The sequence below is a fragment of the Pseudanabaena sp. PCC 6802 genome (genome assembly GCF_000332175.1).
Taxonomy (GTDB): domain Bacteria; phylum Cyanobacteriota; class Cyanobacteriia; order Pseudanabaenales; family Pseudanabaenaceae; genus PCC-6802.
Window position 1 is genome coordinate 1364560 of the sequence record NZ_KB235914.1, and the last position, 25080, is coordinate 1389639.

General features: G+C 48.6%; 15 protein-coding genes. 2 read left to right on the forward strand and 13 right to left on the reverse strand.

Going from position 1 to position 25080, the window contains the following annotated elements; all coding sequences use genetic code 11:
- Positions 1–90: 90 nt before the first annotated feature.
- Positions 91–2004, forward strand: a complete 1914-nt coding sequence (dnaK, locus tag PSE6802_RS0111625; RefSeq protein WP_019500233.1) for a molecular chaperone DnaK — start codon at positions 91–93, stop codon at positions 2002–2004.
- 358 nt (positions 2005–2362) lie between these two features.
- Here the strand turns inward: dnaK and PSE6802_RS28645 are convergent, their stop codons facing one another.
- The gene (locus PSE6802_RS28645) at positions 2363–2848 is read right to left on the reverse strand and encodes a DUF4214 domain-containing protein (RefSeq protein WP_051050570.1); all 486 of its coding nucleotides are present in this window, start codon (positions 2846–2848) and stop codon (positions 2363–2365) included.
- Between the two features lie 328 nt (positions 2849–3176).
- Here PSE6802_RS28645 and PSE6802_RS0111635 point away from each other — a divergent pair, with 328 nt between their 5' ends.
- Entirely contained in the window at positions 3177–3452 is a 276-nt protein-coding gene (locus tag PSE6802_RS0111635; RefSeq protein ID WP_019500234.1) for a hypothetical protein, read from the forward strand.
- 60 nt (positions 3453–3512) lie between these two features.
- On the opposite strand, the gene PSE6802_RS0111640 is transcribed toward PSE6802_RS0111635, so the two are convergent.
- The 12 genes from PSE6802_RS0111640 to PSE6802_RS31015 all read right to left on the reverse strand — a co-directional run bounded on the left by PSE6802_RS0111640 (position 3513) and on the right by PSE6802_RS31015 (position 25048).
- Positions 3513–5984: an acyl-CoA dehydrogenase gene (locus PSE6802_RS0111640; protein ID WP_019500235.1), complete on the reverse strand. Its 2472-nt coding sequence runs from the start codon at positions 5982–5984 to the stop codon at positions 3513–3515.
- A gap of 137 nt (positions 5985–6121) precedes the next feature.
- Complete coding sequence (locus tag PSE6802_RS0111645) at positions 6122–7303, reverse strand: thiolase family protein (protein WP_019500236.1); 1182 nt, start codon at positions 7301–7303, stop codon at positions 6122–6124.
- Positions 7304–7383: 80 nt separating this feature from the next.
- On the reverse strand, positions 7384–9741 hold the full coding sequence (locus tag PSE6802_RS0111650) for a 3-hydroxyacyl-CoA dehydrogenase/enoyl-CoA hydratase family protein (protein ID WP_019500237.1): 2358 nt from the start codon (positions 9739–9741) through the stop codon (positions 7384–7386).
- Entirely contained in the window at positions 9734–11992 is a 2259-nt protein-coding gene (locus tag PSE6802_RS0111655) for an AMP-dependent synthetase/ligase (RefSeq protein ID WP_019500238.1), read from the reverse strand. Before PSE6802_RS0111655 ends, PSE6802_RS0111650 begins: the two co-directional genes overlap by 8 nt.
- A 706-nt stretch (positions 11993–12698) precedes the next feature.
- Complete coding sequence (locus PSE6802_RS0111660; protein ID WP_019500239.1) at positions 12699–13595, reverse strand: alpha/beta hydrolase; 897 nt, start codon at positions 13593–13595, stop codon at positions 12699–12701.
- 92 nt (positions 13596–13687) lie between these two features.
- Positions 13688–14533, reverse strand: a complete 846-nt coding sequence (locus tag PSE6802_RS0111665; protein WP_019500240.1) for an Rpn family recombination-promoting nuclease/putative transposase — start codon at positions 14531–14533, stop codon at positions 13688–13690.
- Between the two features lie 11 nt (positions 14534–14544).
- Positions 14545–17277, reverse strand: coding sequence for a CHAT domain-containing protein (locus PSE6802_RS28650; protein WP_051050571.1), 2733 nt, complete (start codon positions 17275–17277; stop codon positions 14545–14547).
- Between the two features lie 80 nt (positions 17278–17357).
- A complete protein-coding gene (locus tag PSE6802_RS0111675; RefSeq protein WP_019500242.1) occupies positions 17358–18092 on the reverse strand; it encodes an Rpn family recombination-promoting nuclease/putative transposase in 735 nt (244 codons plus the stop codon).
- On the reverse strand, positions 18076–18324 hold the full coding sequence (locus PSE6802_RS0111680; RefSeq protein ID WP_036945625.1) for a hypothetical protein: 249 nt from the start codon (positions 18322–18324) through the stop codon (positions 18076–18078). The genes PSE6802_RS0111675 and PSE6802_RS0111680 overlap by 17 nt, the downstream gene beginning before the upstream one ends.
- Positions 18325–18387: 63 nt before the next feature.
- Entirely contained in the window at positions 18388–20223 is a 1836-nt protein-coding gene (locus PSE6802_RS0111685) for an N-acetylmuramoyl-L-alanine amidase (RefSeq protein ID WP_026103244.1), read from the reverse strand.
- 190 nt (positions 20224–20413) lie between these two features.
- Entirely contained in the window at positions 20414–20557 is a 144-nt protein-coding gene (locus PSE6802_RS33375; protein ID WP_156815499.1) for a hypothetical protein, read from the reverse strand.
- Positions 20558–20677: 120 nt separating this feature from the next.
- Positions 20678–25048: a PAS domain S-box protein gene (locus PSE6802_RS31015; RefSeq protein ID WP_071592283.1), complete on the reverse strand. Its 4371-nt coding sequence runs from the start codon at positions 25046–25048 to the stop codon at positions 20678–20680.
- Positions 25049–25080: the final 32 nt, after the last annotated feature.

Genomic DNA, 25080 nt, shown 5'->3' on the forward strand with positions numbered 1-25080 from the left:
TGGGCAGAAAACCTGTTTTGAAATATTAAAAATATAGTTAATCTTAGTTGAAATCAATAAATAAATTCTGTTGCAGGAGTTGGAAGCCTTATGGCAAAAGTAGTCGGAATTGACTTAGGTACTACAAACTCGGTTGTTGCCGTTATGGAAGGCGGTAAGCCTACGGTTATTGCAAATGCTGAAGGCTTCCGTACCACTCCTTCGGTTGTAGCCTATGCTAAAAACGGCGATCGCTTAGTCGGTCAAATTGCTAAGCGCCAGGCCGTAATGAATACGGAAAATACGTTTTATTCGGTCAAGCGTTTTATCGGTAGACGCTACGAAGAAGTTAATAACGAGTCCAAGCAAGTCGCGTATAAAGTACTAAATGTCAATGGTAATGTAAAGCTAGATTCACCTTCTGCGGGCAAACAATTTGCGCCGGAGGAGATCTCGGCACAGGTACTGCGCAAGCTGATCGACGATGCCAGTAAGTATCTGGGCGAAACTGTAACTCAGGCAGTTGTTACGGTTCCAGCCTATTTCAACGACTCACAGCGCCAAGCCACCAAAGATGCTGGCAAGATTGCTGGGGTAGAAGTCCTGCGCATTATTAACGAACCCACCGCCGCTGCACTTGCCTACGGTCTGGAGAGCAAGAGCAATGAAACCATCCTGGTGTTTGACCTCGGTGGCGGTACATTTGACGTTTCTATCCTGGAAGTGGGCGATGGCGTATTCGAGGTGATGGCAACCAGTGGCGATACCCACCTGGGTGGCGATGACTTCGACAAAAAGATTGTAGATTGGCTGGCCAATCAGTTCCAGTCCTCAGAAGGTATCGATCTCCGCAAGGACAAGCAAGCCCTACAACGCCTGACCGAGGCTGCTGAAAAAGCCAAGATCGAGTTATCCAGCGTCACCCAAACGGAAATTAACCTGCCATTTATCACGGCAACTCAAGAAGGGCCAAAACATCTGGATATGACGTTGACCCGCGCCAAGTTTGAAGAACTGTGCTCCGATCTAATCGATCGCTGCCGCATCCCCGTCGAGCAAGCACTCAAAGATTCCAAGCTCGATAAGAGCAAGATCGATGAAGTAGTACTTGTAGGTGGTTCTACCCGTATTCCCGCCGTACAGGATCTAGTCAAAAAGATTCTAGAGAAAGATCCCAACCAGGGTGTTAACCCCGATGAAGTGGTAGCTGTGGGTGCTGCCATTCAGGCTGGCGTTCTGGCTGGCGAAGTGAAAGACATTCTGCTGCTCGACGTTACACCTCTATCTCTTGGTGTCGAAACCTTGGGTGGCGTGATGACCAAGATTATTCCACGCAACACCACTATCCCCACTAAAAAGTCGGAAGTCTTCTCTACAGCGGTTGATGGTCAAAGCAATGTGGAAATTCACGTTCTGCAAGGCGAGCGTGAAATGGCATCGGACAATAAGAGCCTCGGTAACTTCCGCTTGGATGGAATTCCGGCTGCTCCCCGAGGCGTACCTCAGATTGAAGTTACCTTTGACATTGATGCTAACGGTATCCTTGCCGTAAAAGCAAAGGATAAAGGTACGGGCAAAGAGCAATCTATTACGATCACTGGTGCGTCTACATTGCCCGACAGCGAAGTCGAACGCATGGTTAGAGAAGCTGAAGCTAATGCTTCTTCGGATAAGGAAAAACGCGAGCGGATCGAAGCTAAGAATCAGGCTGATTCCCTTGCCTACCAAGCCGAAAAGCAAATTAAGGATCTAGGCGATAAGGTGCCCGCAGCAGATAAGACTAAGATTGAGGGTTTGATTAAGGATCTGCGCGATGCGATCGCATCTGAGGATCACGACCGCATCAAATCTCTAAGCGAAGATCTCAAGCAAGCGCTGTATGCCTTGAGTACGTCTGTTTATCAGCAAAGCTCGGGTGATGGCGGCTCTTCCTCTGGTGGTAGTAGTGGAATGGATGATTCTACTAGAGATGCAGCAAGTGGCAGCGATGACGTGATCGATGCTGACTTCACTGAATCGAAATAGGTAGCGATTAGCGGTTAGCCAATCGCTAACCGTAATAGCTTTTTTGAAGGCAGAAGCTTTTGCTTCTGCCTTTTTATTTTGTGGGTATCATTTGCCGCATCTGTAGGAGCCGGAGCAACCAAAATAATTTTGTTATAGCTATAGCCAATAGGCTTAGGACGGGGTGCAGGGGTGCAACCCCTACGTGGGGGCACAGCCCCCACACCCCCTGTCCTAACAGATCTGTCTACGGCTATAGTAGTTGACCAGGCTGGCTAGCATATGAGTGCAAAAGTTGAGTTGCCAGAGGGGATTTACCTGGCTCCTCTACCTGCCTATTCTCCTTTGGATTGAGTTGCCCTACAATTGATGTGGGGGCTTAATATCTTCTTCTATTTCTAGCTTCGTCACTACTGGCAAGATTGCGACGTAGCTGATCTAGAGAACCGCCGTTAGCCAGAAAAGATCTTTGCGTTTCTAGACCGCCAGGATCGACATTGCGCCCCAGAACTTGCAGGTACACTCTGTTAATAGAGTTAGCAGACTCGCTGCTGTAAGCAAGATCGCGGCGTACCTGCGTCAAACTCCAACCGCTGTTCAGGTTGCGCGAGTAGTTATCTAGACCAGCGCGATCGGCATTGCGTCCTAGAATTTGCCGATAGAGGTCATTGATGTCGTTGTAGTAGTTATTATTGGGGCGGTTGTAGTTAGGATCGCCATAATTTCCTCCGTAGCGGAACCGACCGAATTCGCGGCAATCGATGTAGTCGCGATCGCGGTAGCAGGTTATGGGTTCGGCGGCGGCAATAGCTGGAATGCTGCTGACGAGGAGAAAAGCGGCACTAGCCAACATCTGGTGTTTCATATAATTACTCTTGCGTACACTATTAATTTTCTACAGGCAATAACTTAAACTTCCGATTAGTTAATCACATTAGATCGCGAAACTTAACCACCACCCCAAAAGCCACCCATTAATTTAAGCATCGACATAATCTAAAGGTTAAAGAAGTAGAATTGCCTCCTAAGTTCCTGGTTTTGGCAATGTTTTTAAAGATGATTCAACATAAAAAATTAAGGGTTCCGTACCATGGGATTAAGCCAAAGCGGCATAAAATCAGAAGAACGAGGTACTACCTGTAGATCTGTTTTATAGTCATCTTAGAATACAAGCAAATAAAATATAAAAACCTATGACAGTAAGGCAACCTCGCTATAGTAAAGAAGAATTCGCCCGTCGCGGTGATGGAATTTACGAGTCTCAAGTTCGCCCTCAAGTTGAGGATGGTAATCGCGGTAGGATCGTTGCGATTGATATTGAAACAGGTGCTTTTGAGCTTGCTAATGATACGATGACCGCTACTCGAAGATTGCAGGAACGGCTTCCAGATGCTCAACCATGGGTTATCCGAATCGGCTACCGCGCTGTTCATCGATTTGGTGCACGGAGCTTAACAGACGCTCTATGATGCAGGGATATGTCAACTAGAAGTAAGCACCAAGATCCAGTCGCGTCTTTGTACTTAACGCTAGGGCTGCCAAGCTAAGACTTCACCTCTACTTGGTTGTTCGATCTGTTGATATTCGATCGCGCTGAAGGCATCAACCTGAATTGCATCTTGACGAGCGAGTTCTGCTTCTCGAACGATCGCGGCTTCTTCTGGTGCGATCGCGCCATTAGTCAATGCCAGATCGATTAGAGTCTCCGGCCTGGCATTGGGCAACTTGCCAGATGCGATCGCGGCTTTAATCTTTTGCAAAACTAATTCGCTTTGGTAGGAAAGGTGGAAAGCACGCTCCAAACGTGCCAACGATTCGGTATTAATGGGAGAAAAGGCAGGGATGTAAATACCTTCCGTGAGGCGATCTCGCTGCGATCCTGGGGTTTGCATGCTACGCGCAATTTCGCTGCCCAGCCGATCGGATGGCATTGTGCCAATGGGATTTACTCGCCACCACCACGCGATCGCGCCTGATAATAATCCTCCCAACCCAGACAGAGATAGATTAGCGAGAATACCTTCAAAGGCTTGTTGCATCTGAAAGAATGCGTACTGCATCGACCAATCGACCAGTGGCAGATCTTCTGGCTGGTGTCCTTCGGCGGCAAACCGTCGCAGGGTTGCCGTACTCAAATACATCCAGGAGAGCAGATCGGCAAACCGTCCCGTTATCTTCTCGCGGCGCTTCAAGGTGCTGCCAAAGCCTATTAAGGCAAGGTCGGACAGAAGAGCAAAGGTAGCCGCCGCCCATGTCAGTTTGCGTTCGTAATGGGATATAGGTTTGATATCAGAGTAAGAAGCAGCCAGATGACCGCGCGTGAGATCGAGCAACATCGCGCGGAAGCCATTGTGAATTGTCCAACCCAGATGACTCCAAAGCGCTCGATCGAAAGCGATCTCATCGGAGCGTTCTAGGGCGGTAATTTCTTGATAAAGATATGGATGGCTGCGAACGATCCCCTGCCCAAAAATCATCATCGTGCGCGTGAGGATATTTGCCCCTTCCACTGTAATTGGAATGGGCATCGCCGTATAAATATTTGCCAGTAGATTTCTTGGCCCCCGGCAGATACCAGCCCCGCCCAGGATATCCATGCCATCGTTCGCAACTTTGCGAGCGAGTTCGGTCAGGTTATATTTCGCGATCGCTGAGATGACGGCTGGTTGTTCGCCCTTGTCTACAGCAGAGCAGGTATAGATGCGGGTAGCGTCGATCGGATAGGTGAGTCCGCCAATGCGAGTTAGTGGTTCTTCAATCCCTTCAAACCGACCGATCGCAAGACCGAACTGTTGCCTAACTCGTGCGTAGTCTCCTGTCACGCGGGAGACGAGTTTAGAGACTCCGGCACAAGTGGCAGGAAAGCTAATCCCTCGCCCTGCCGCCAGCGACTGCATCAGCATCTTCCAACCTTGTCCCGCTTGTTCCACGCCACCGATAATCTGGTCGATGGAGACAATTACATCGTGCCCTTCGGTGGGAGAGTTATAGAAAGGCACGCCCATAGGATCGTGTCGTCGATCGATCGCCACGCCTGTTGTATTTGTGGGAATGAGAGCGCAGGTAATGCCCACATCTACGCCCTTACCCAGGAGGCGATCGGGGTCTTTGAGTTGGAAAGCTAAGCCCAAGAGCGTGGCGATCGCCCCCAAAGTAATATAACGTTTCTGCCAATTCAGCCGCAGATAAAGCTTTCCGCCTTCTCCTTGAAATACTGTACCAGTAGAAGCGATACTGCCAGCATCCGATCCGGCATTTGGTTCTGTGAGCGCGAAGCAGGGAATCTCTTCTCCCCTTGCCAAGCGAGGTAAGTAGTAGTCTTTTTGAGCAACGGTACCGTAGCTTAGCAGTAATTTGGCAGGCCCTAATGAGTTAGTTACGCCCACAGTGGCGGTGTAGATAAAGGAGCGCGATGACAACTTCGCCATCACGTTACTATAGGCGAGATGGGAAAATCCCAAGCCGCCATATTCCCGTGGAATCATCATGCCAAAGAAGCGCTCCTGCTTGAGATAATCCCACACCTCTGGCGGCAGATCGTGGCGGCGGTAAATCTCCCAGTCAGTCGCCATCTGACATACTTTTTCAACCTGGTTATCGAGGAAGAGTTGAATTTCTGGAGCGTTTTTAACATAGGGTTCGGCATAGATGCGTTGGAAGTTGGGTTGACCTGAGAAAAACTCGCCATCAATCCAAACCGTTCCGGCATCGATCGCCGCCCGTTCTGTCTCGGAGATTTTGGGCAGGAGTTTGAGTTTGGAGATCGCTCGCATAATCGGTGCTGTGAATAGCACTCGCCGGATGAAAGGCAGGTTGAAACTCAATGCTAGAACGGCAAAGATACCCCAACCCCATAGAGGTATGGAGGTCGTCCAGAGAATTGCAGCAATATATAACGACCACACCCATAGGGAAACGCCCAGGTAGCCACAGAGCAGGAATAGAAAGGTGAAGATCGGCAGAGCGATCGCTGGTTGACTAAAGTAATTGAATACGAACATAATTGTACCTCATCCCAATTTCACCTGAATTCGCAACAACTAGAGATTTAAATTCCTGACAGAACCCTACATGTAGGGGCAGGTTTAGCTAAAATTTCTGAGTTATCCCATTAGCGCTTTTACAAAACCTGCCCTTACTAGATCGCTAGATTCTCAAATACGCCAGCCGCACCCATACCGCCGCCCACGCACATCGTCACCAGTCCATAGCGAACTCCACGACGCTGCATCTCGTGCAGTAACGTGGCGGTTAACTTCGCACCCGTGCAACCTAAAGGATGTCCCAGGGCGATCGCGCCGCCATTCACGTTTACGATCTCCTCGTTTAGTTCTAATTTGCGACTGACTGCAATTACCTGTGCGGCAAAGGCTTCGTTCAATTCGATTAGGCTGATATCTTCGAGACTTAATCCCACCTGTTGCAAAACTTTCGGTACTGCGATGACAGGGCCGATTCCCATAATCTCTGGCGGTACGCCCACCACCGTAAATCCCAGTAAGCGCCCCAAGGGTTGTACGCCAAGTTCCTCGACCGTCCGCTTGCTCATCACCACTGTGGCAGCGGCTCCATCAGAAGTCTGGGAGGTATTACCCGCAGTTACAGTGCCTCCGACGCGAAATACAGGCTGTAGCTTGGCAAGCGCTTCTAAATTTGTATCGGAGCGAGGCCCTTCGTCTACTTGGAATAGTTTCTCTATAGTTTGGGTCTTACCTTCGATATAAGATATCTCCTGCACGGTGACGGGAATAATTTCGTCATTAAATTTGCCTTGCTGGATGGCGGTTAAAGCCCTTTGATGCGATCGCAATGCCCAAGCATCCTGATCGGAGCGCGAAATTTGATACTGCTCTGCCACATTTTCGGCAGTATGCCCCATAGAAGCATAGACCTGCGGTTTATCCCTTAAAAGATCGGGGTTGGGTAGTATGCGCTCGCCACCCATCGGAATCAGACTCATGGATTCTGCTCCACCCGCGACAATTACATCCGCCTGTCCGGTCGCGATCGCTTGATGTGCCATCGCGATACTTTGCAAGCCAGAGGAACAAAATCGATTCACCGTACATCCGGCAACTGAATCTGGTAGTCCGGCTCGCTGTGCGATAATGCGCCCTAAATTAAATCCCTGTTCGGCTTCGGGAAAGGCACAGCCAAAGATGATATCGTCGATCCGGTGCGATTCTAACCCTTTGACTTTGGCGATCGCGCCTTTGACTGCAATCGCGCCGAGATCGTCTGGGCGCATGTGGCGCAAACTTCCGCGCGGTGATTTACCTACAGGGGTACGAACGCTACTTACAATATAGACATCTTGCATAGATTTCTCCTTCGATCGCGATTCTCATCTCTATTGGATGCAGTATGTTTTCTGAGGCGGGCATTGCCCACCCTACCTATTTAATTCCGTAATGGCTTCTTATGCTTGAGCAGGTAAGCAATCCGCTCTTGGGTTTTGGGTTGCCCCAGTAACGGCACGAATACCTCTCGCTCCAATCCCAACAGATAGTTTTCACGAACTGGAGTGGGAGCGGATAAATTACCGCCCGACATCACGTAAGCGAGGCGATTTGCGAGGTAGCGATCGTATTCCGAAATCGCGCCACCCTGGTGGACGGTGTAGGCTGTCAGTTCCATTTGGGCTAGAGCCGGACGACCCAACACCACGATCGCATGGCGTTCCGGTGGTGGTAGGTAGCCAGAGCGAGCTAGATTAATTACCTCCTGCTTGGCAACATACAGGCGGCGATCGCCATTCATGACAATCCTGGCTTTGGGTGGGAGAAATCCCAGCGCCTGCGCTTCGGAGGCACTGCTGGAAACCTTCGCCATTGCGATCGTTTCAAATGCTGTTTTTAAGAACGGTTGAATGTGGGCGGCAGTATCCGTAGCGGCGCGTTCGGCAGCGCGTGCCACCATGCGCATCACGCCACCTGCACCAGGAATGAGACCGACACTCAATTCCACCAGACCGATGTAAGTTTCCGCTGCCGCCACCACCTGCGGACAGGCCATCACCAACTCGCACCCACCGCCAAGGGCGCGTCCTTGCACTGCTGCCACAATGGGCTTGCTGGCGTAGTAGATGCTCTGAAATGTGGTTTGGAACTCCCCTAGCAATTTCCCAATTACCTCAAAGTCACCTGCCGCTGCCAGTGCTCCCATCTCAGCCAGATTAGCTCCACCCGAGAAATTGGCACTGTCGTTACCAATTACCAAACCTCGATAATCCTTCGTCTCCAGAACCTGCAAGGCAGCAGATAAACCTTCCATTACCTTGTAGCCCAATGTATTGCCTTTTGAGTGGAATTCGTATAGCAGAACGCCATCATCGAGATCGAGTAACGTGGCATCGGAGTTTTGCCAAAGGATGCGACCGGGATCGGCTTTTAGCGCAGCGATACTAATTTCATCCTCGGGTTGTTGCAGTGGCAGGTATTGCTTTTGTGCGGGATTATAGATCTGTGTTGTCGGGGGAGAAAATTGATAGAAGCCAGGCTCTGTTGTCTGCGCTATTATTTCTATCCAAGCAGGCACGGGTAGGCGGTCGGCCTTCATATCCGTCAATACGAGATGGAATCCCAGCCGATCCCACATTTCAAATGAGCCAATTTCCCATCCAAAGCCCCATCGCATTGCCCGATCGATCTCCGCCGGATTGTCGGTAATTTCTGGAACGCGACAGGCGCAGTAGCTGAGCAATTCCAAAGTCGATCGCCGGAAGAAAGCACCACCTCTACCAGAATCTCGATATAAGGCTCGCAGGCGATCGCCTAAATTCTCAATACTACTAATTGCTTCTAAATTGCCTAAATCCAATGGTTGAGGCAGCTCGTAGGTCAGGGTTTCCGGCTGCAAAGCCAGAATCTGCTGTTGCTCCTTTTTATAAAATCCCTGACCTGATTTTGCGCCCAGTCTGCCGCTACTTACTAGCTTTTGGAGCAGGTCGGGAACGCGAAAGCGATCGCGCCTCTCGTCATCTTCTACAGCAGTATAGAGGTGGTTGGCTACGTACATCAACGTATCTAGCCCCACCAGATCGGCAGTGCGGAATGTGGCAGACTTTGGTCTTCCAATTAAAGTACCAGTTAGGGTATCGATTTCAGCGATCGTGTAGTCCCGATCGGCGATCGCGTACAAACCCTGCATGGTTGCGAACATAGCAATGCGATTGGCAATGAAATTGGGAGTATCCTTAGCAACTACAATTCCCTTACCTAAATGGATTCTCCCAAACCACTGCAATCGTTCCAATACCTCAGGTGCGGTTTCTACCGTTGGGATTAATTCTAGCAATTTGAGATAGCGGGGAGGATTAAAGAAGTGCGTCCCCAAAAAACGCTGACGCAGATCCTCAGAACACCCTTGAATAATTTCGCGAATCGGTAAACCACTGGTGTTAGTAGAAACAATGGCATCATTGCGGATCGAACCATCGAGACGAGCCATTAACTGCTGTTTAACCTCCAATTTCTCGACCACTGCTTCAATAATCCAATCGACCTTTGCCACCCGATCGAAATTCTCGTCAAAGTTGCCCAAGATTATGCGCCGAGCTGCCTGTTCCGTAAATAATACGGGCGGCGACTGCTTTGAAGCCTTTTTGAAAGCGGTTTCAACAATCTCATTTTTGCGATCGCCCGGTGCCGCCAGATCCAGGAGATGTACTGTTAACCCCACATTGGCAAGGTGTGCGGCAATCTGAGTACCCATTACTCCCGCACCCAGAACTGCTACTGTACGAAATGGCTTAAACATGTTTGACTCCCTCCGTTGTAAGTTTTTTGTTCCTGAGCCACACCCAGGTTGCTACTAATGGATTGGCTGACTTTGATGGATTGGATGTACGAGATGAACGGGACAGATCGAGGCTGTCTTGTGTCTCAGTTGGATGTTTTGGTGCTTGTATGGTTTGATAAGTATTCGTTGGCTCGATCGCCCTGGTTATTTTTGGTGTTTCTGTCTCGCTCTCGCCATAGAGATCGTCTATTTCATTTGCAAAAGCCAGGTTTACGCGATCGCGATCGATTGCTAAGTTTGCCGTAAATATATCGCTTTTAGCAGCAAGGGTAGCATGGAGAAGTTTGAAGCGCTTCACGGTTGACCAGGGTGGTAATGACTGATTTGCGGCATCCACCAGGGTTTGATATAGAGCGACGATCTCAGGATGTTGAAGCAGTTGCTCGATGGATACCTCCAACCCAGATGGATCCGATCTGGATACCTCCAATCCCATTTTCCAGGCGCGATCGCGTAAATTTTTGAGATTGGGGAAAATTAACATCGCGCAAAACTTGCGTTGGGAACCGACCGCGATCGCCTGCTCTACCAGATCGGATTGTTTTAACTGCGCCTCCAATGGTACCGGCGTAACGTATTTACCCGTTGACAGTTTAAACAGGTGCTTTTTGCAGCCCGTAATTCGCAGCAGCCCCTCGGCGGTGAACTCGCCCAGATCGCCAGTGTGCAGCCAGCCGTCGCGATCGAGAATTTGCCGCGTGGCAGTGGGATTTTTGTAAAAACCCTGTGTAATGTAAGGGGCTTTTGCTAAGATTTCGCCATCGGGTGCGATCGCCATCTCCACGCCTGCAAGTGGAACTCCCACAGTGCCTGCCTGATTGAATTCGCAACGATTGACGCAAATCACCGAACCGCTCTCGGTTAAGCCATATCCCTGCAAAATTCTAATTCCCGCCGCTGCAAATTGGTTGACAGTCTCGGCTTTGAGCGCCGCACCACCACAGAGCAAGAACTTCAGCCTGCCGCCAAAAATAGCTCGCCAGTGCGGAAATAGAAGTTTATCGGCAATTCCCAGTTGCAGAGCGTACAGACCTTGCGGCTTTTGCCCCAACTGGTATCGCTTGGCAAGGCGCAGCGACCAGTTAAAGGCAGTCTTGACCAAGTCCGCCCATAGGTTTCGATTATGCCCGCGCTCTTTGCCCGTACCATGTTCGACCAGCTTGCTGTAAGCTTTCTCTAACAGCAGCGGCACAGTTGCCAGAATAGTGGGTCTAACTTCCTTTAGATGTTTGGCGACGCGGTTAGCAGTAGTGAAATAGATACTATGTCCGTAGTTAATATGGCCGTAGAGTAAAGATCTGGCAAAGACATGGTTGAGGGGCAGGAAAGAGAGCGCGATCTCGCGATCGCCAGATCCCAAATTCTCCATCCCCGTAAATGCAGCTAGAGCGTTGGCAGAGAGATTTTCATGGGTCAGCATTACACCGTGCAACTGCCCAGTAGCACTGGGAATGTAAATAATTGTAGCGAGCATCTGAGCGTGCAACGCTAAACGCATTTCCTCTTGCTTGTTTACTTGCGATCGCAGAGATTCTCCTCTAATCTGGATCTCCTCCATTGAAAGAGCCTGTACGCATTGAGGTAACTGGGGACAAACCCGATCTACTCGACCTTGACACAGCAGCATGGGAATGCAGAGACAAGCGGTAGCAGGAATATCTACCTGGCTATTCGATCCCGATCCATCATCATTTGGGGTTTGACAGGCAAGCAGTTGCGATCGCGTTTGTTGCCAGTCCGATGCGACCTCAGCTACGATAATATGCTTGAGGTTGGGAGTATCCCATAGATACGGTACTACCTGATAGAGCAGATCGAGATTGGAGACAATCAGTGCTTCTGCTTCGGAATGCTGCAAAATAAATGTTATATTTTCTAGCGTCTGAGTTAAGTCGATGGGGACATCTATTAAACCTGCTAGCAGGCAAGCCATGTCAGCGATGCAGAAGTTCGCATTACTATGCATCATTAAAGCAATGCGATCGCCTTGTTTTAATCCCAGATCGTGCAATCCTAAGGCAAGCTCTTCTACCTTAGCGCGAAAATCCTGATTGGATAGAGATTGCCAGGTTCCCCCCGTCCACTGGTTAAATGCCATGTCATTAGGATGGCGATCGCATGCCTCATCTAGCAGTGAGGGTAGCGTTCTTCCTAAGATTATCTCCCCTGAATTGGGAGGCGATCTGTAAATCTTATTGAGATTTAACATGTTTCATCGCAGCTTAAAGCTCTCCCTATGGTTTATGGTATGGCAGTTCTTAGATTGGAGCGATCGGGGGTAAGGGGTAGAACCCCTTCACCTCGCAAATAAATCTCTTTCTTAGTTGAAAGACGCTATAGCGCTCCAACTCTAATGAGTTGCAGATATCCTTCACCCCCCTTATTTCATCTCTTTGCTGGGATATGGAAAACCATAGCTGGAGCTATCGGTTTGGGCCGACGTTCCACGCACGCCCCCGCGATCCTTATGTGTAGGAGTAGAGGATTATATAAAAATGTCTCAGAACATCCCTAAACTAACGAAGCCCATTAGCTGACCTCATCAAAATGGGGGTAACCGTAAATATAAATCGAACCTTATCTCGGATAAAGGGAAGTTTATCGTACCCAACTTAAGTTGATAGTTACTTTTAGTAGAAACTTAGACTTGTAGCTACCCGTAGCTATTCGCTATCAACCCCTCCACACCTTTAACCTTTCTCGCTCTTAACTCTTAACCTTCTCATCCCAAACCCTGTTTATTTACCCCCTTTTACTCTAAGTCCGCCTTCGCGGACTTTGCTCGTGTAGCCGCGACCTTCAGTCGCCAGGCAACGTAGGGATAATTGATGCGAATTTGGTATCAGTTATCTTAGGTATACGGCTAATATAACATATTCATATCGAAGTGTGTTTTACAGCACATTTTGCGATCGCTAAATCTTCGTACAGACTTCCATCATGGTTGAAGCTGTCAGGCCGCATGAGTTAGGACTGCTGTCTAAATGTTGCCGCAGCCAATGCTCTAGATCGGCCAGCACTTTCTGATAATTCAGATCGTGATGGATGTCATGATATCCCCCTTCATATTCATACTTTACCTTATCGGCACAGACTACTTGCTTGAAGAAGACGCGACTTGCTTGCAGTGGCGATATGCGATCTTCGCTACCGTGCATTAGCAAGAGCGGTACTTGCAGGCAGCAAGCATGGGTTTGCAACCATTCCGCCATCGTCAAAAATTCCGTCGCCAGACGCGCGCTACCCCTGGTATGTCGCAGCCGATCGCTGTCCGCCGCCGCTACGACCTCCGGATCGCGGGAAATGGCCGTGCGATCGATGCCAGTATTCAGCGTGAAATGCGGCCATACCTGCGAGAGCAACTGCCCAATTGCCAGTTTGAGCGGCGGTACGCCCACCTTTCCCAATGGCAAAGCGGTCGCAACTACCCCCTGCAAGCCCTCAGGGTGGTGCAGGGCATAATCTAACGCGATCGCAGATCCTAAACTATGGCCTAGTAAAAAATGCGGCAGTAGAGGCTCCCGTTGCGTAACTAATTGCCAGAATATACCTAAGTCCGTACGAAACTCGCTCCACGCATTAATATGCCCCCGCTGTCCCTGCGATCTGCCATGCCCCCGCAAATCAAACCCGTACACCGCGTAACCAAGCGGTACGAGGTAATCGATCGCCGTCTCAAACGTACCGCTATGACTGCCCAAACCATGCACCAGTATCAGAGTTGCGAGCGGCTTTGCCTGGGGATACCAGGACTGATAGTAAAGCTCTGCTCCGCGATCGCCCGTAAAACTCCCTTCCCAATGTTGAATCATAGGAACCTGCCTCTGTTTAGTTTTCAGCCTGAAACAAGCGGCGATTAAGAGTTGGGATACAGAGCGGTAATTAATATAATGATAGCAAATCCCTAATTAGCTGCTTTCCGTACCATTTCAATATCCAGTTCCAATGCTTCGGCAATTTGCTCCACAGTCAAACCTAACTTTATCATTCGAGTTACCGCTTCTAGCTTGCCTTCTAGCTTGCCTTTCTCGCGTTCTTCGGCTGCAACTTCTTTTACAGCCTCTTTCACAGCTTCTTGCTTAATTTCTTGATATAGTCGTGTTTTTTTGACATCATCTAATGTAAACATAGCCTGTATCTCCTGAAGACTTTTATCGCCTAGTTTGTAAACAATGACTGCCTGGATTAATTTTAATATCTTCTCCTGAAAATTTGAACTGCCCGAATCCTCCTGCATCTGTTGCATGAGCTGCTTTGATTGCTCAACTGCTGCCTCGCGATCGGCCACAACCAACTCCGCCATTTTGACACCCAAGGATTGCCCTGGATCTATGGGCAACTCATCTAAATATACCTGTTGGACTTGCCCCGCCATGAGCAGAGCGCGATACTGCATCGGCACCCCAAGATCGATATTGCGGCTGGGATACACTACAACTGCTCGCCAATCGTGAGCGGGCTTGTATTGCTTCAGGTAAATAAAAATCTCGCCAAACAAGCGCCAGTAGAAGCCATCATCCTTTTGGAATTGCACCTCGACAAAATAAATTGGGTGACTTCGTATCGAATGCGTTCCGCCGCTCAATCCCTCTAACGGTATGAATACACCATCAATCCGAAACGATAACTCTTTGACTTCGACGGACTTAAATTCATAGTCTCTGGCTGCATCAGCAGATTCACCAATCAGTTCAAATAAGGGGCCAGGTAGTGTCTGCAATATTTGATAGAAGATGGTATCCGTTCTCATTTCTGTTTATATTACCTGCCATTCCCAATCAGCATAAATGCCGACCAATAGTAGGGCTGGCTGGTATCTGGCTGCCCGGCGGCAGGCTTGCCGTTAATTAGTTGTAGTTGGGCTTGGTACAGAGCTTCGACTGTAGGCATACCTTGCTTAAGCGCTGGATAGAATTTATCCATCAGGACTTGGGTGCCACCATCGTCAATTTCCCAGAGGGTGGCGATCGCTGATTTCGAGCCTGCTACTTGAAACTGGTAACCCAAGCCTAAAATCTCCACACCGCTACCCAGACCGCCCAGTCCGGTTTGACAAGCACTCAAGACTACTAAGTCTACGTGCTTCAGTTGCCATTCTTTCACTTCGCGCAGAGTTACCTTATCGCCATTGCCGAACAGGATAAACGAAGCATCGGGCGTACCATCGACAAATTGGGCATGGGTCGCTAGATGGAGAATATTATGCGTTTTCTGGTTATTTATCTTTGATTCCAGTGCCTTACGGTTGAAGTCAGCTTCGATTAGCGTGATGGTGTTGGGTAGGTTTACGGCAATGTTCTGGACTTCGGGTATTGTGGCAGGTAAGCCATTAAAGTTAAAGCGCGTTTCCTTCTCTTTCCCACCAAACGCACCAGCCACTACACTCATTTGAGGTTGCGGCTTGGCATCAAAGTCTGTGAGATTGTAGGAAACGATGTTATGGATGCGGTATTGCTGCACTAACCATTGCTTACCATCGTATAGAGCCGCGAGAGGAATGTAGCGTAACTTGCCGTCAGGCGCGTAGGTAATGGTTTGAGGCTTGATGCGATCGAGATCGGCTTTAATCGGTTCGATTATCCATTTGTAGAGCTTTTGGGCAGATGCTTTCACATCATCAGTATCTTCAACAGATACTGGTCGGCGAGACAACTCGGTTTTAAAGGTTACAATCGCTGCTTCTAACTCTTCCTTCTTAACCGCAACGGAACGATGAACGGGTGGCGAACCTGGTGAGAATAGAACTAACTCCAGGCGATCGCCCAGAATCACAGGATAGAGCAATACCGAATTTTTGGGAATGTTCTTTAAGCTCTCTGGCACGGGATTGAGTTCTGCTTGCGGAATCTGGCTCAGTTGCCTCACGAGAGTATTTACGGCAGGATTCTTGCTGAATTCTAAATCGGTAAATGTCTTGTGGGAGCTGAAAAAATGTTGTTCAGGTGGCAGCAACTTGACTCCCTGTGCGGTTTTCTCACTACCTTTCACATTTTTTAAATAATCCTCCAACTCCTGCACTTTGAGCAAATCCAATACCTGTAATGCTTCCATCACGCGATTTTGCTGTATGAGTAAATCCGCTAGTTTCCGATAACCCTTTGCTATGACATCGGTATATGTAGCTCGATCCTGTTTTCCTAAATTCTTTAAGTCTTGACGAATTGTCTCTGTGACATTGATAGATTGCTTCAAGTAGGCGATAGCTAATTCTGACTGCTTTTGTTTATCTAGGATGTTCCCAATATTACCAAGTACTATACTTTCTTCATCACGTTTGCCAAATTGTCTTGAAGCCATCAGTGCTTGCTGATAGAAATCTAACGCTTTAGCGTATTGGTTCAGATCTTCGTATACAGACCCAATATTGTTGAGTGTTGCGTCTGCAGGTCGATCTCCAACTTCTTTGCTGATTGCCAAGGATTTTTGTAAGAATTCCAGTGCCTTGGACGGTTGCTCAAGACTCTTGTAAGCAGTTCCAATATTGTTGAGAATTGTGTATTCGGTAGAGCGATCGCCGACCTGTTCGATCTTTACCCGTGCTAGCTGATAGAACTTTAGTGCTTCTGAGTGCCGCTTCTGATTACTGTAAACTTGCCCAATATTGTTGAGTACCTTGCCCACTCCAGCAAGATCGCTAATCTTTTCGTCAATTGCTAGACTTTGTTGGTAGAGATCTAATGCCTTAGAATATTGCCCTAGGATATTATAAAGTCCACCAAGATTGTTGATTACCGTGCTTTCGTCAGAGGGATAGTCTTTAGCGATCGCCAGAGCTTGCTGATAGGACTTCAGTGCTCTTGAATATTCTCCCTGACTCTTATAAACTTCTCCAATATGGTTGAGAATATTTCCTTCAGCACGGCGATTGCTGGTTTCCCTAGCTATCACCAACGCTTGTTGAGAGAACTCCAACGCTTTTGGATATTCTCTCCGACCTAAATAAACTGTACTAATATTACTGAGCGTGATTCCCTCACTATATCTATCTCGCAATGCTTGACGGATTTTTAATGCCCGATGCAAGAATTCTATAGCTTCAGAGCGCTGACCGAGACTGTTATAAACTTCACCAATATTGTTCAGGGAAATACCTTCCCCGGCACGATCTCCCAATGCCTGAAAAATTTGCAGTGCCTTTTGATAGGACTCAATCGCCTCCTTGTACTGGGCAAGATTTCTGTGAATTATTCCAATATTGACGAGTGCCATGCCTTCAAAAGAAGGATTTTTAATTTGTCTGGCAATATCTAAGAGTTTTCGGAATGTCTCAAGTGCTTTTCTAGGCTGACCTCTATCCCTGAGTTGAGTCCCCTTTTCAAATAGCTGTAATGCCTCGTTTAACCTATCATTATTAGTTTGAGCTGATAGTGGGAATAGGAAGTGGGGAACAGATGTTGGAGCAGAAAATAGAGAAAATAGGAGAGTTGCAGTTACAAAAACGCAGTGTGGTAGGCGAAATGACACGATCGCTATCCTCCAGGAAGGTGTTTCCACGATTATATGCTCGTATTGCTAGCCGCCAGCCAATTTAAACCTATTTTTAAGGATGAACGAGCAATCTTAATAGCTATTGTTTATTCAGCCCCCCGATTAGCAACTTTCCGCACGATCTCAACATCTAGCTCTAACACTTCTGCAACTTTCTCCACAGTCAACCCCAAATTTAGCAGTCGTGGTACTGCTTCAAGCTTACCCTCAAGCTTACCCTCAAGTTTGCCCTCAAGTTTGCCCTCAAGTTTACCCTCAAGTTTGCCCTCAAGTTTGCCCTTCTCCCGTTCTTCGGCAGAAACCTCTTGAAAGTAGCGCGTTTTCTTTAACTCTTCCAGACCAAACATAGCTTCTAGCTCCTGACGACTTTTATTTGGCAGCTTGTAAATAATTATCGTTTCAATTAATTCTAATACTTTTGCTTGAGTAGATGGATCGGCTAAATCCTGCTGCGCTTGCTGCATTAATTGCATGGCTTGCTCCAATGCCACTTCCTCCTTAGCCACCACTAACTCAGCAACTTTGATACCCAAAGACTGCCCTGGATCTAGGGATAACTCATTTAGATATACCTGCTGCAATTGTCCTGCAAGCACTAGCCCGCGATACTGCATCGGCACGTCTGAATCGATATTGCGACCTGGATACACCACAACTGCTCGCCAATCGTGAGCGGGCTTGTATTGCTTCAGATAAATGAAAATCTCGCCAAACAAGCGCCAGTAGAAGCCATCATCCTTTTGGAATTGCGCCTCCACAAAGTAAATCGGGCGATCTCGTAGTTGATATGCATTGGTTTTAGCTCTATCGACAATAATCAAAAACCTGATACTCCCGTTCTACCCTTTCACCGCGATCGTTAATTGGAATTTCCTGCACCCTTTTGCGAAAGACAGGCGTGCCTCCCTTCTCTTTACATGCCCTGATTTCTGCATTCTCGCGATCGCTACCAATTGCTAAGCCCACCATGCTAAGCCCTAAAATCAATACAAACACCACGATTGCCCGATTGCTTGGCGATCGCAGGAATGGATGCTTTGCTATCTTTTGCACTACTTTCCGGCATAATTGAGACAGTCGATACGCCATATTAATCCCTATTGAATCCGAGAGAAATTAGAGAGATGGCCTAAACCATTCCGCAATAGCGTTAGCAAGCGTATCAGCCAGTAGCTTTTGTTGTTGTGGGTCGATAATCCACTCAAACTCCTCTGGATGGATCGTAAAACCTAATTCTAGCAAAACTGCTGGTGCCACAGTCGGACGCACCAGCGCCAGATTCCCCCAATATACGCCATAGGAATTGCGATTAAGGTTTTTGACCAGATAATCGTGTAGAAACTGCGCTAGATCGTGACTCTGGGGATGATACCAAAACGTACCGATTCCCTTCGTATTCTCCGCATCACCATCGTCGGGCAGAGCGTTATAGTGGATGCTCAAGGCGATCGCGGGTTCTATTTTCTCAATCGCCGCCACTCGTCCCTCCGGCAGAATGTCATCATCGCCCTCGCGAGTCAGATAAACCTTCGCTCCCATTTGTACCAGGCGATCGCGCAGTAATTTAGAAGTAATCAGCGTGACATCCTTCTCGGGATAGCCCGTCGGCCCGCGTGCGCCGTAATCTTCTTTGCTGCCATGTCCTGGATCGAGGAGAATAGTCACGCCCGTCAATGGTTTGGGCGGCGGAACGCGTTCGGTACGAAATCGCTCTTGCGAATTCGAGAGAGATTTCCGATCGACTAAAAATTGAGGTGGATGTTTTAACGATAGGACTAAAGATGTGCCCTGATATCTCACTTTATATCCCCACTGCCGATCGCTTTTTAGCCCGATCTCGTACTCCACCGTATCGGGATCGAGTTGATGCCAGTCTAAACGGGAAATAATGGGGTCATTATCGACCAAGATAGTGTCCGTTTGCGCCGTCACGTTGTGCAACTTCAGTTTAAAGATGCGATCGCTTTGCTCGATCGCGATCGGGACTGGTACTTGTAAAGGAATTACAATATCCGTCCAATCCTTCCTAGTTCTGCTACTCAAACTACGTACGATCGAACGCGGTGACTCGTTTGCATCCCTAATCTTTGTGGATTTGCCATTAATCCACACGCTTCGATCTGCTCCATAACTCAGACGCAGCCATTCTCCTTCTCTTGCGTTAATTAATGCCCGAGTTCCTTTTGGCAAGGGAGTGAGGCGGGAAAAGTCCGAACTCGGGCCGGTGCGAGTCACGCCCGACTCGACATTTACCTCCGCCACTTGCAGGCGATCGCTGGAGAGAATTTCTAAGCTACCTTTAGCTTTTTGCTTGACGGAGTTACCATTCAAGCTAATTTCATATTCCGGTTGACCTAACTGGGCGGAGGTTGCAAATGCACTACATCCCTCATAGCGTCCGGCAACTGGTTCCTCAAGCGGTTGATTTGATTTTGTCAGCACCGCCGAGTTAGCTGGCAGTTGCACGTTTGCTGCTTTGGGTGCGAGCGCTATAGTTCTATCTCCCAGCCTGAGCGAAAGAGTTGCTCCTGGTGTAGCGATCGCTTGGAAACAGATGCGTTCGTTTGGCATTCTCGCAATATCCACTGTTGGGTAAAGCGAATCAGAGATAAATCCCAATTCCTTTGGTGGTTGGATTTGGCGCGGCGATCGCGTCACTTTGACAGTAATAGTGCGATCTTTATATCTAAGTAAAAATGAATTTTCACCTATTTGGAGTGGGAGGCTAGGGGCAAAATGTCCGAATATGCTGCGCCGGATCGGGCGATCGTTAATCAGCACATCGCCATCCTTAGGGGCAGTACCGATAAAAAAGATTTTGCTACTGGTGGTTTGATGCTGCGCGGGCGGATAGGTAAGGTGGAGCGACTCGGGTCTATCCTGCGCTCCTACCGATCGCATGACACATACTGTTACTGCGAATAATAGCAGAAAAACTAAAACACGTCTCATCACAGTCACTTAGTCCAACTTCAGCCAGCAGTTTAGCAGACTCGATCGCAATATGTTATAGCGGTTCTCAGATCGGAAAGAGTAGGGGGTTTGGGGGCGTTGCCCCCAAGAAGGGGTGGAACCCCTTCACCCCAAAAATAAAACCCGTTCTCAAGTGAAAACCGCTATAGCTGCGATCGCCCCAATAAAATTACGAGTTTTTGTAACTTTTGAGCTTCATGGCAATCAGAATCACCACTGCCAATATTGCCAGTATCGCGCAACGCGAAAAGTCGTGGCGAAAACTCACAATTAACCCAAAAATACCAATCAGGAGTAATTTAAGTGCGTTCATTTGGTATTACGTAGAAGCGAAACGAATGGGATTAAGGGTTTGCAATTCCATTGGTCGGAGATTTTGGCAGTGAAGCACGCTGCTTCAGGGATCTGTGATATTCCTCGCAAATATAAACAGTTAATCGATCGCGGGTTTTGTGAGATTCACGATAGTCTCCAGGTTAAAGTTATCAATCAATACTTTCAGCAAATCAGCCACTTGGGAGTAGTTGGAAGGCACTTGCTCCAGCAACTCTACCAACGCTTCCTCATCCGCTATGCGTGCCGCTCGATGCAACTGATGCAACCACACACCTGGCATCACTGCTAAATCTTCCCTGCTGAGGGTCTGCCGCTTTTCTGTCCCTGCGGCCACACCATTCAGCGTTACTTCCTCGGCATAGAGATACTGCACGCCTAAATATTTGACTAACTTCTCCAGAATCACCTCCTCTGATGCCGGCTTGATCGCGAGGTCGTCGCAGCCCGTCGCCAGGATGCGCGCTCGTTCCTCCTCAAACGCACTGGCAGTGAGCGCAATAATTACGGTCTTTTTCGCAGTGCTCTGGTTTTGCTGCTGTTGGACGATCGATTGGGTGGCCTCATAGCCATCCATGACTGGCATGTGGATGTCCATCCAGATCAGGTCTGGTTGCCACTGCTCCCATCGCTCGATCGCTTGCTGGCCGTTCTCCACCGTTTCTACGGCAAATCCCAATGGCTCCAACATCTGCACCATCAGTTGTCGATTTGCCACATTATCCTCTGCAATCAGAATCCGAAAAGTCGGTTGATTGGGAGCTAGATGCAAAACCCGATGTCTGGTAACTTGGGCTGGCATGTCTTCTGCCATTACCACCTCGATGGGAATGTCAAATTCAAAACTACTACCTATCTGTGGCAGGCTGCTAACTCGAAGCTCTCCCCCCATTAGTTCTACGAATTGGTAGCTGATGGCTAAACCCAAACCCGTTCCGGTTTTGGCTGCCTTGCCAGACCGAGTTTGCACGAAGGGTTTGAATAGATAGGCGAGTTCGTTGGCATCAATGCCAACTCCCGTATCCTTGACCTTAAAGTGCAGGCGTGTTCGCTGAGATTCTAAGGCATCGGAAATGACATCGATCTCTAGACTCACGCTGCCACTATCGGTAAACTTAACCGCATTGCTCAGTAGATTAATCAGAACCTGGCGGAGTTTGTTCTCATCGGCGCGGACGAAGCGCGGTACTGTATCCTGTCGCTCGATTTGCAACGCTAACCCTTTTGATTTGGCTTTGAGTGCAAACATTTCTTGTAAATTTGCGATTGCAGTGTAAAGGTCGAAGTTAATGGGCAAGAGCGAGATCTGTCCTGCCTCAATTTTAGACATTTCCAAGATATCATTGATCAGGTGCAATAGGTGCTCGCCGCTACGGTTGATAATACCCAGTTGTTGCTGTTGCTCCGTGCGGAGCGCATCATCGCGCCCCAACAGTTGACTGAAGCCGAGAATGGCGTTGAGCGGGGTGCGCAACTCGTGGCTCATGTTGGCCAGGAAGGTACTCTTGGCCCGATTTGCTGCTTCGGCTACTTCTTTAGCTTCTCGCAACTCGGTTGTACGCTCCTCCACTCGCATTTCAAGCTCGGCATTGGCTTGGCGCAGGGCCTCCACTGCTTGCTTGCGATCGCTGATGTCTTGAATTACGCCGATAAAATACTCTGGTTCCCCAACCAGATTCCGCACTAATGAAACGCTCAGGTTAACCCATACGATTTTGCCATCCTTGCGGATGTAGCGCTTTTCCATCGCGAACGTGCGGTCATCCCCAGCTAGCAAACGACTAACGTGTTGCCTATCTCGTTCTAGATCGTCCGGGTGGGTAATTTCCCCAAATACTTTGGTCAAAAGCTCTGCTTCAGGATAACCGACAATATCGCAGAACTTCTGGTTGAGTTTGACGAATCTCCCTTTTAAGTTAGCCTGAACTATGCCGACGGCTGCTTGCTCGAAGGTGGCGCGGAACCGTTCTTCGCTTTGGCGCAGGGCTCCTTCTGCTTGCCTGCGATCGCTAATATCGAAAGTCGTCCCGATCAGGCGATAGATTCTGTCGTTGGTGTCTTTGAGTGGGTATATCGTCGTCAACCAAAAGGTTTCCCGACCCTGGAACATTAGGGATTCTTCATAGGTTATGGAGTTGCCCGTTTCTAGACATTGCCTTAGCCGTTGGCGTTCGTAACTACCCGCATCAGAACCATAAATTTCTTCCGGGATTTTACCGACAATATCTATAGCTTTCCATCCACTGGCTTTTTCTGCGGCTCTATTCCAGTCAGTATAGCGAAACTCGCCATCTGCGGTAACATCGATCACAAAAATGGGATTATCAACCCCCTCATAGATGCTGCGCAGAAACTGCTCTTTATCCTGTAAATCTGCTTCCGCAAGTTTGCGCTCCGTAATATCCTCAGCAATTCCAGCAATTCGATAAACTTGACCAGAGCGATCGGCAATTGGGAACGCCCGATCGCGAATCCAACGTATTTTACCATCTGATAGGAGGAGGCGATACTCTTCGTTATATTCCCCTAGGGCTTGTTTTGGGAAAGCCGCAACGACGCGATCTCGATCTTCAGGGTGAATGCGATCTACGAAGGAAAAGCTATTCTGTATTACACTATCGCATGATTGCCCCCACAATTCCTCATACTTGTGGCTAATGTAAATAATTTGTCGTTTTGATAGATCGGTCATCCAGAAGACAGCATCGATATTTTCGGCGAGTTGACGGAAGCGTTCTTCTTGATCCTGCAATATCTGTTGGGATTGGAGCAAATCTTGAGTACGCTCCTGAATTCGGGATTCCAGTTCTTCGTTCAGTTCCTGCAACGCTGCTTCTGTCCGTTTGCGCTCGGTAGTGTCGAAACGAATAGCGAGGTACTGAAATGGTTTACCGCGCTCGTCTAAAAAAGGAACGATAGTCGTATCTACCCAGTAAAGCGTGCCATCTTTGGCATGGTTGGCGATTTCCCCGTGCCAGACGTTGCCTGCTGAAATCGTATGCCAAAGATCTCGATAAAACTCAGGGGGGTGACATCCAGATTTGACAATGCGATGCGTTTTTCCGATCAACTCGCTGCGATCGTATTTTGAAATCTGACAGAACCGATCGTTGACATAGGTAATGATGCCCTGGCGATCGGTAATCGCTACGATTGCAGCTTCATCCAGCGCCCGTTTCTGAACCTCCAAAGATTGTAAGGTGCCGTGGAGTGCGATTTCCGTGTGCTTGCGATCGGTAATATCCAGCACTGTACCGTACAGCTTTACTACTTGACCCTTAGCATCCCGACTTATCTCTCCCCGCCCTTCATGGTAGCGAATCGAACCGTCTGGCAGGATTGCTCTGTAGTCAATGATGTAGGGCGTTCCGCTGACGATCGCCTGCTCCACGCACTGCTGCAATATAAGTCGGTCGTCGGCATGGATTTTTTGAAGATATTCAGAATAGGGAGGTACGGCTTGGGATGGATCTAGTCCGAACATGCGATAGGTTTCCGCCGACCAGGTAATTGCTTGGGTTTGCAAGTCAAATTCCCAACTGCCCAGATGGGTAACTTGCTGAGCCATGACCAGCAGGGCTTCCCTGTCCCTTAGAGCAATTTCCGATTGGATGCGATCGGTGATAACTTCGTTAAAGATAATGATGCCGCCAATGGTATTTTCTTCGTCATACCAGGGACGTATTTCCCACCGTATCCACTCCTGCCTTCCATCCAGACGGATGTAAAGATCTCGTTCGCTCTTCTCCACAGCTCCGCTTAAGCAGCGTTGATGAATCTCCCGCCAGTAATCGGAGACTCCAGGAAAAACATCGTAGTGCGATCGCCCGCAGATGGATTCATTACCCAGGTCATAGTCCTTTATCCAACGCTGGCTGGCAACCAGGTAATTCATCTGGAGATCGAACATCGCTACTGCTACAGGAGTATGTTCGACGAACAACCGCAGTTGCTGCTCGTTGCGACGCAGTTGTTGGGTGCGCTCCTGGATCTGTTGTTCTAGTCCGGCATTCAACACCGCTAGTTCGCGGTTAGCTTGCTCTAGCGCTGCTTGTTGTTGGGCTAGTTGTCGGTCTTGCTGGTAGCGTCGCAGTGCCTCGGTCACTGTCAAGTTTAGATCTGCCTCATTCCAGGGTTTAGCAATAAAGCGATAGAGGTTACCCCAGTTGACGGCATTACCCACTTCTTCTGCCTTGGCTTGTCCCGTGAGCATCACTTTCAGAATCTGGGGATGGCGCTTGTTTAGTTCGATTAGCAATTCATCGCCTTTCATCCCCGACATGATCTGGTCGGCAATCACCAGCGGAACTTCCGTTCCCTCGGCTACGAGATTGTCGACGAGTTCTAACGCCTCAATGCCACTCTCAGCAATTTCAACCGCATAACTGGGGAAATGCCGCATTAATTGATTCCTCAGCGTGAGTAAGACGTTACGCTCGTCGTCGACGCAAAGGATCGTGGGGTTACTCATAAGTCATCTCCAGGTCGGGATCGCAATGGGCA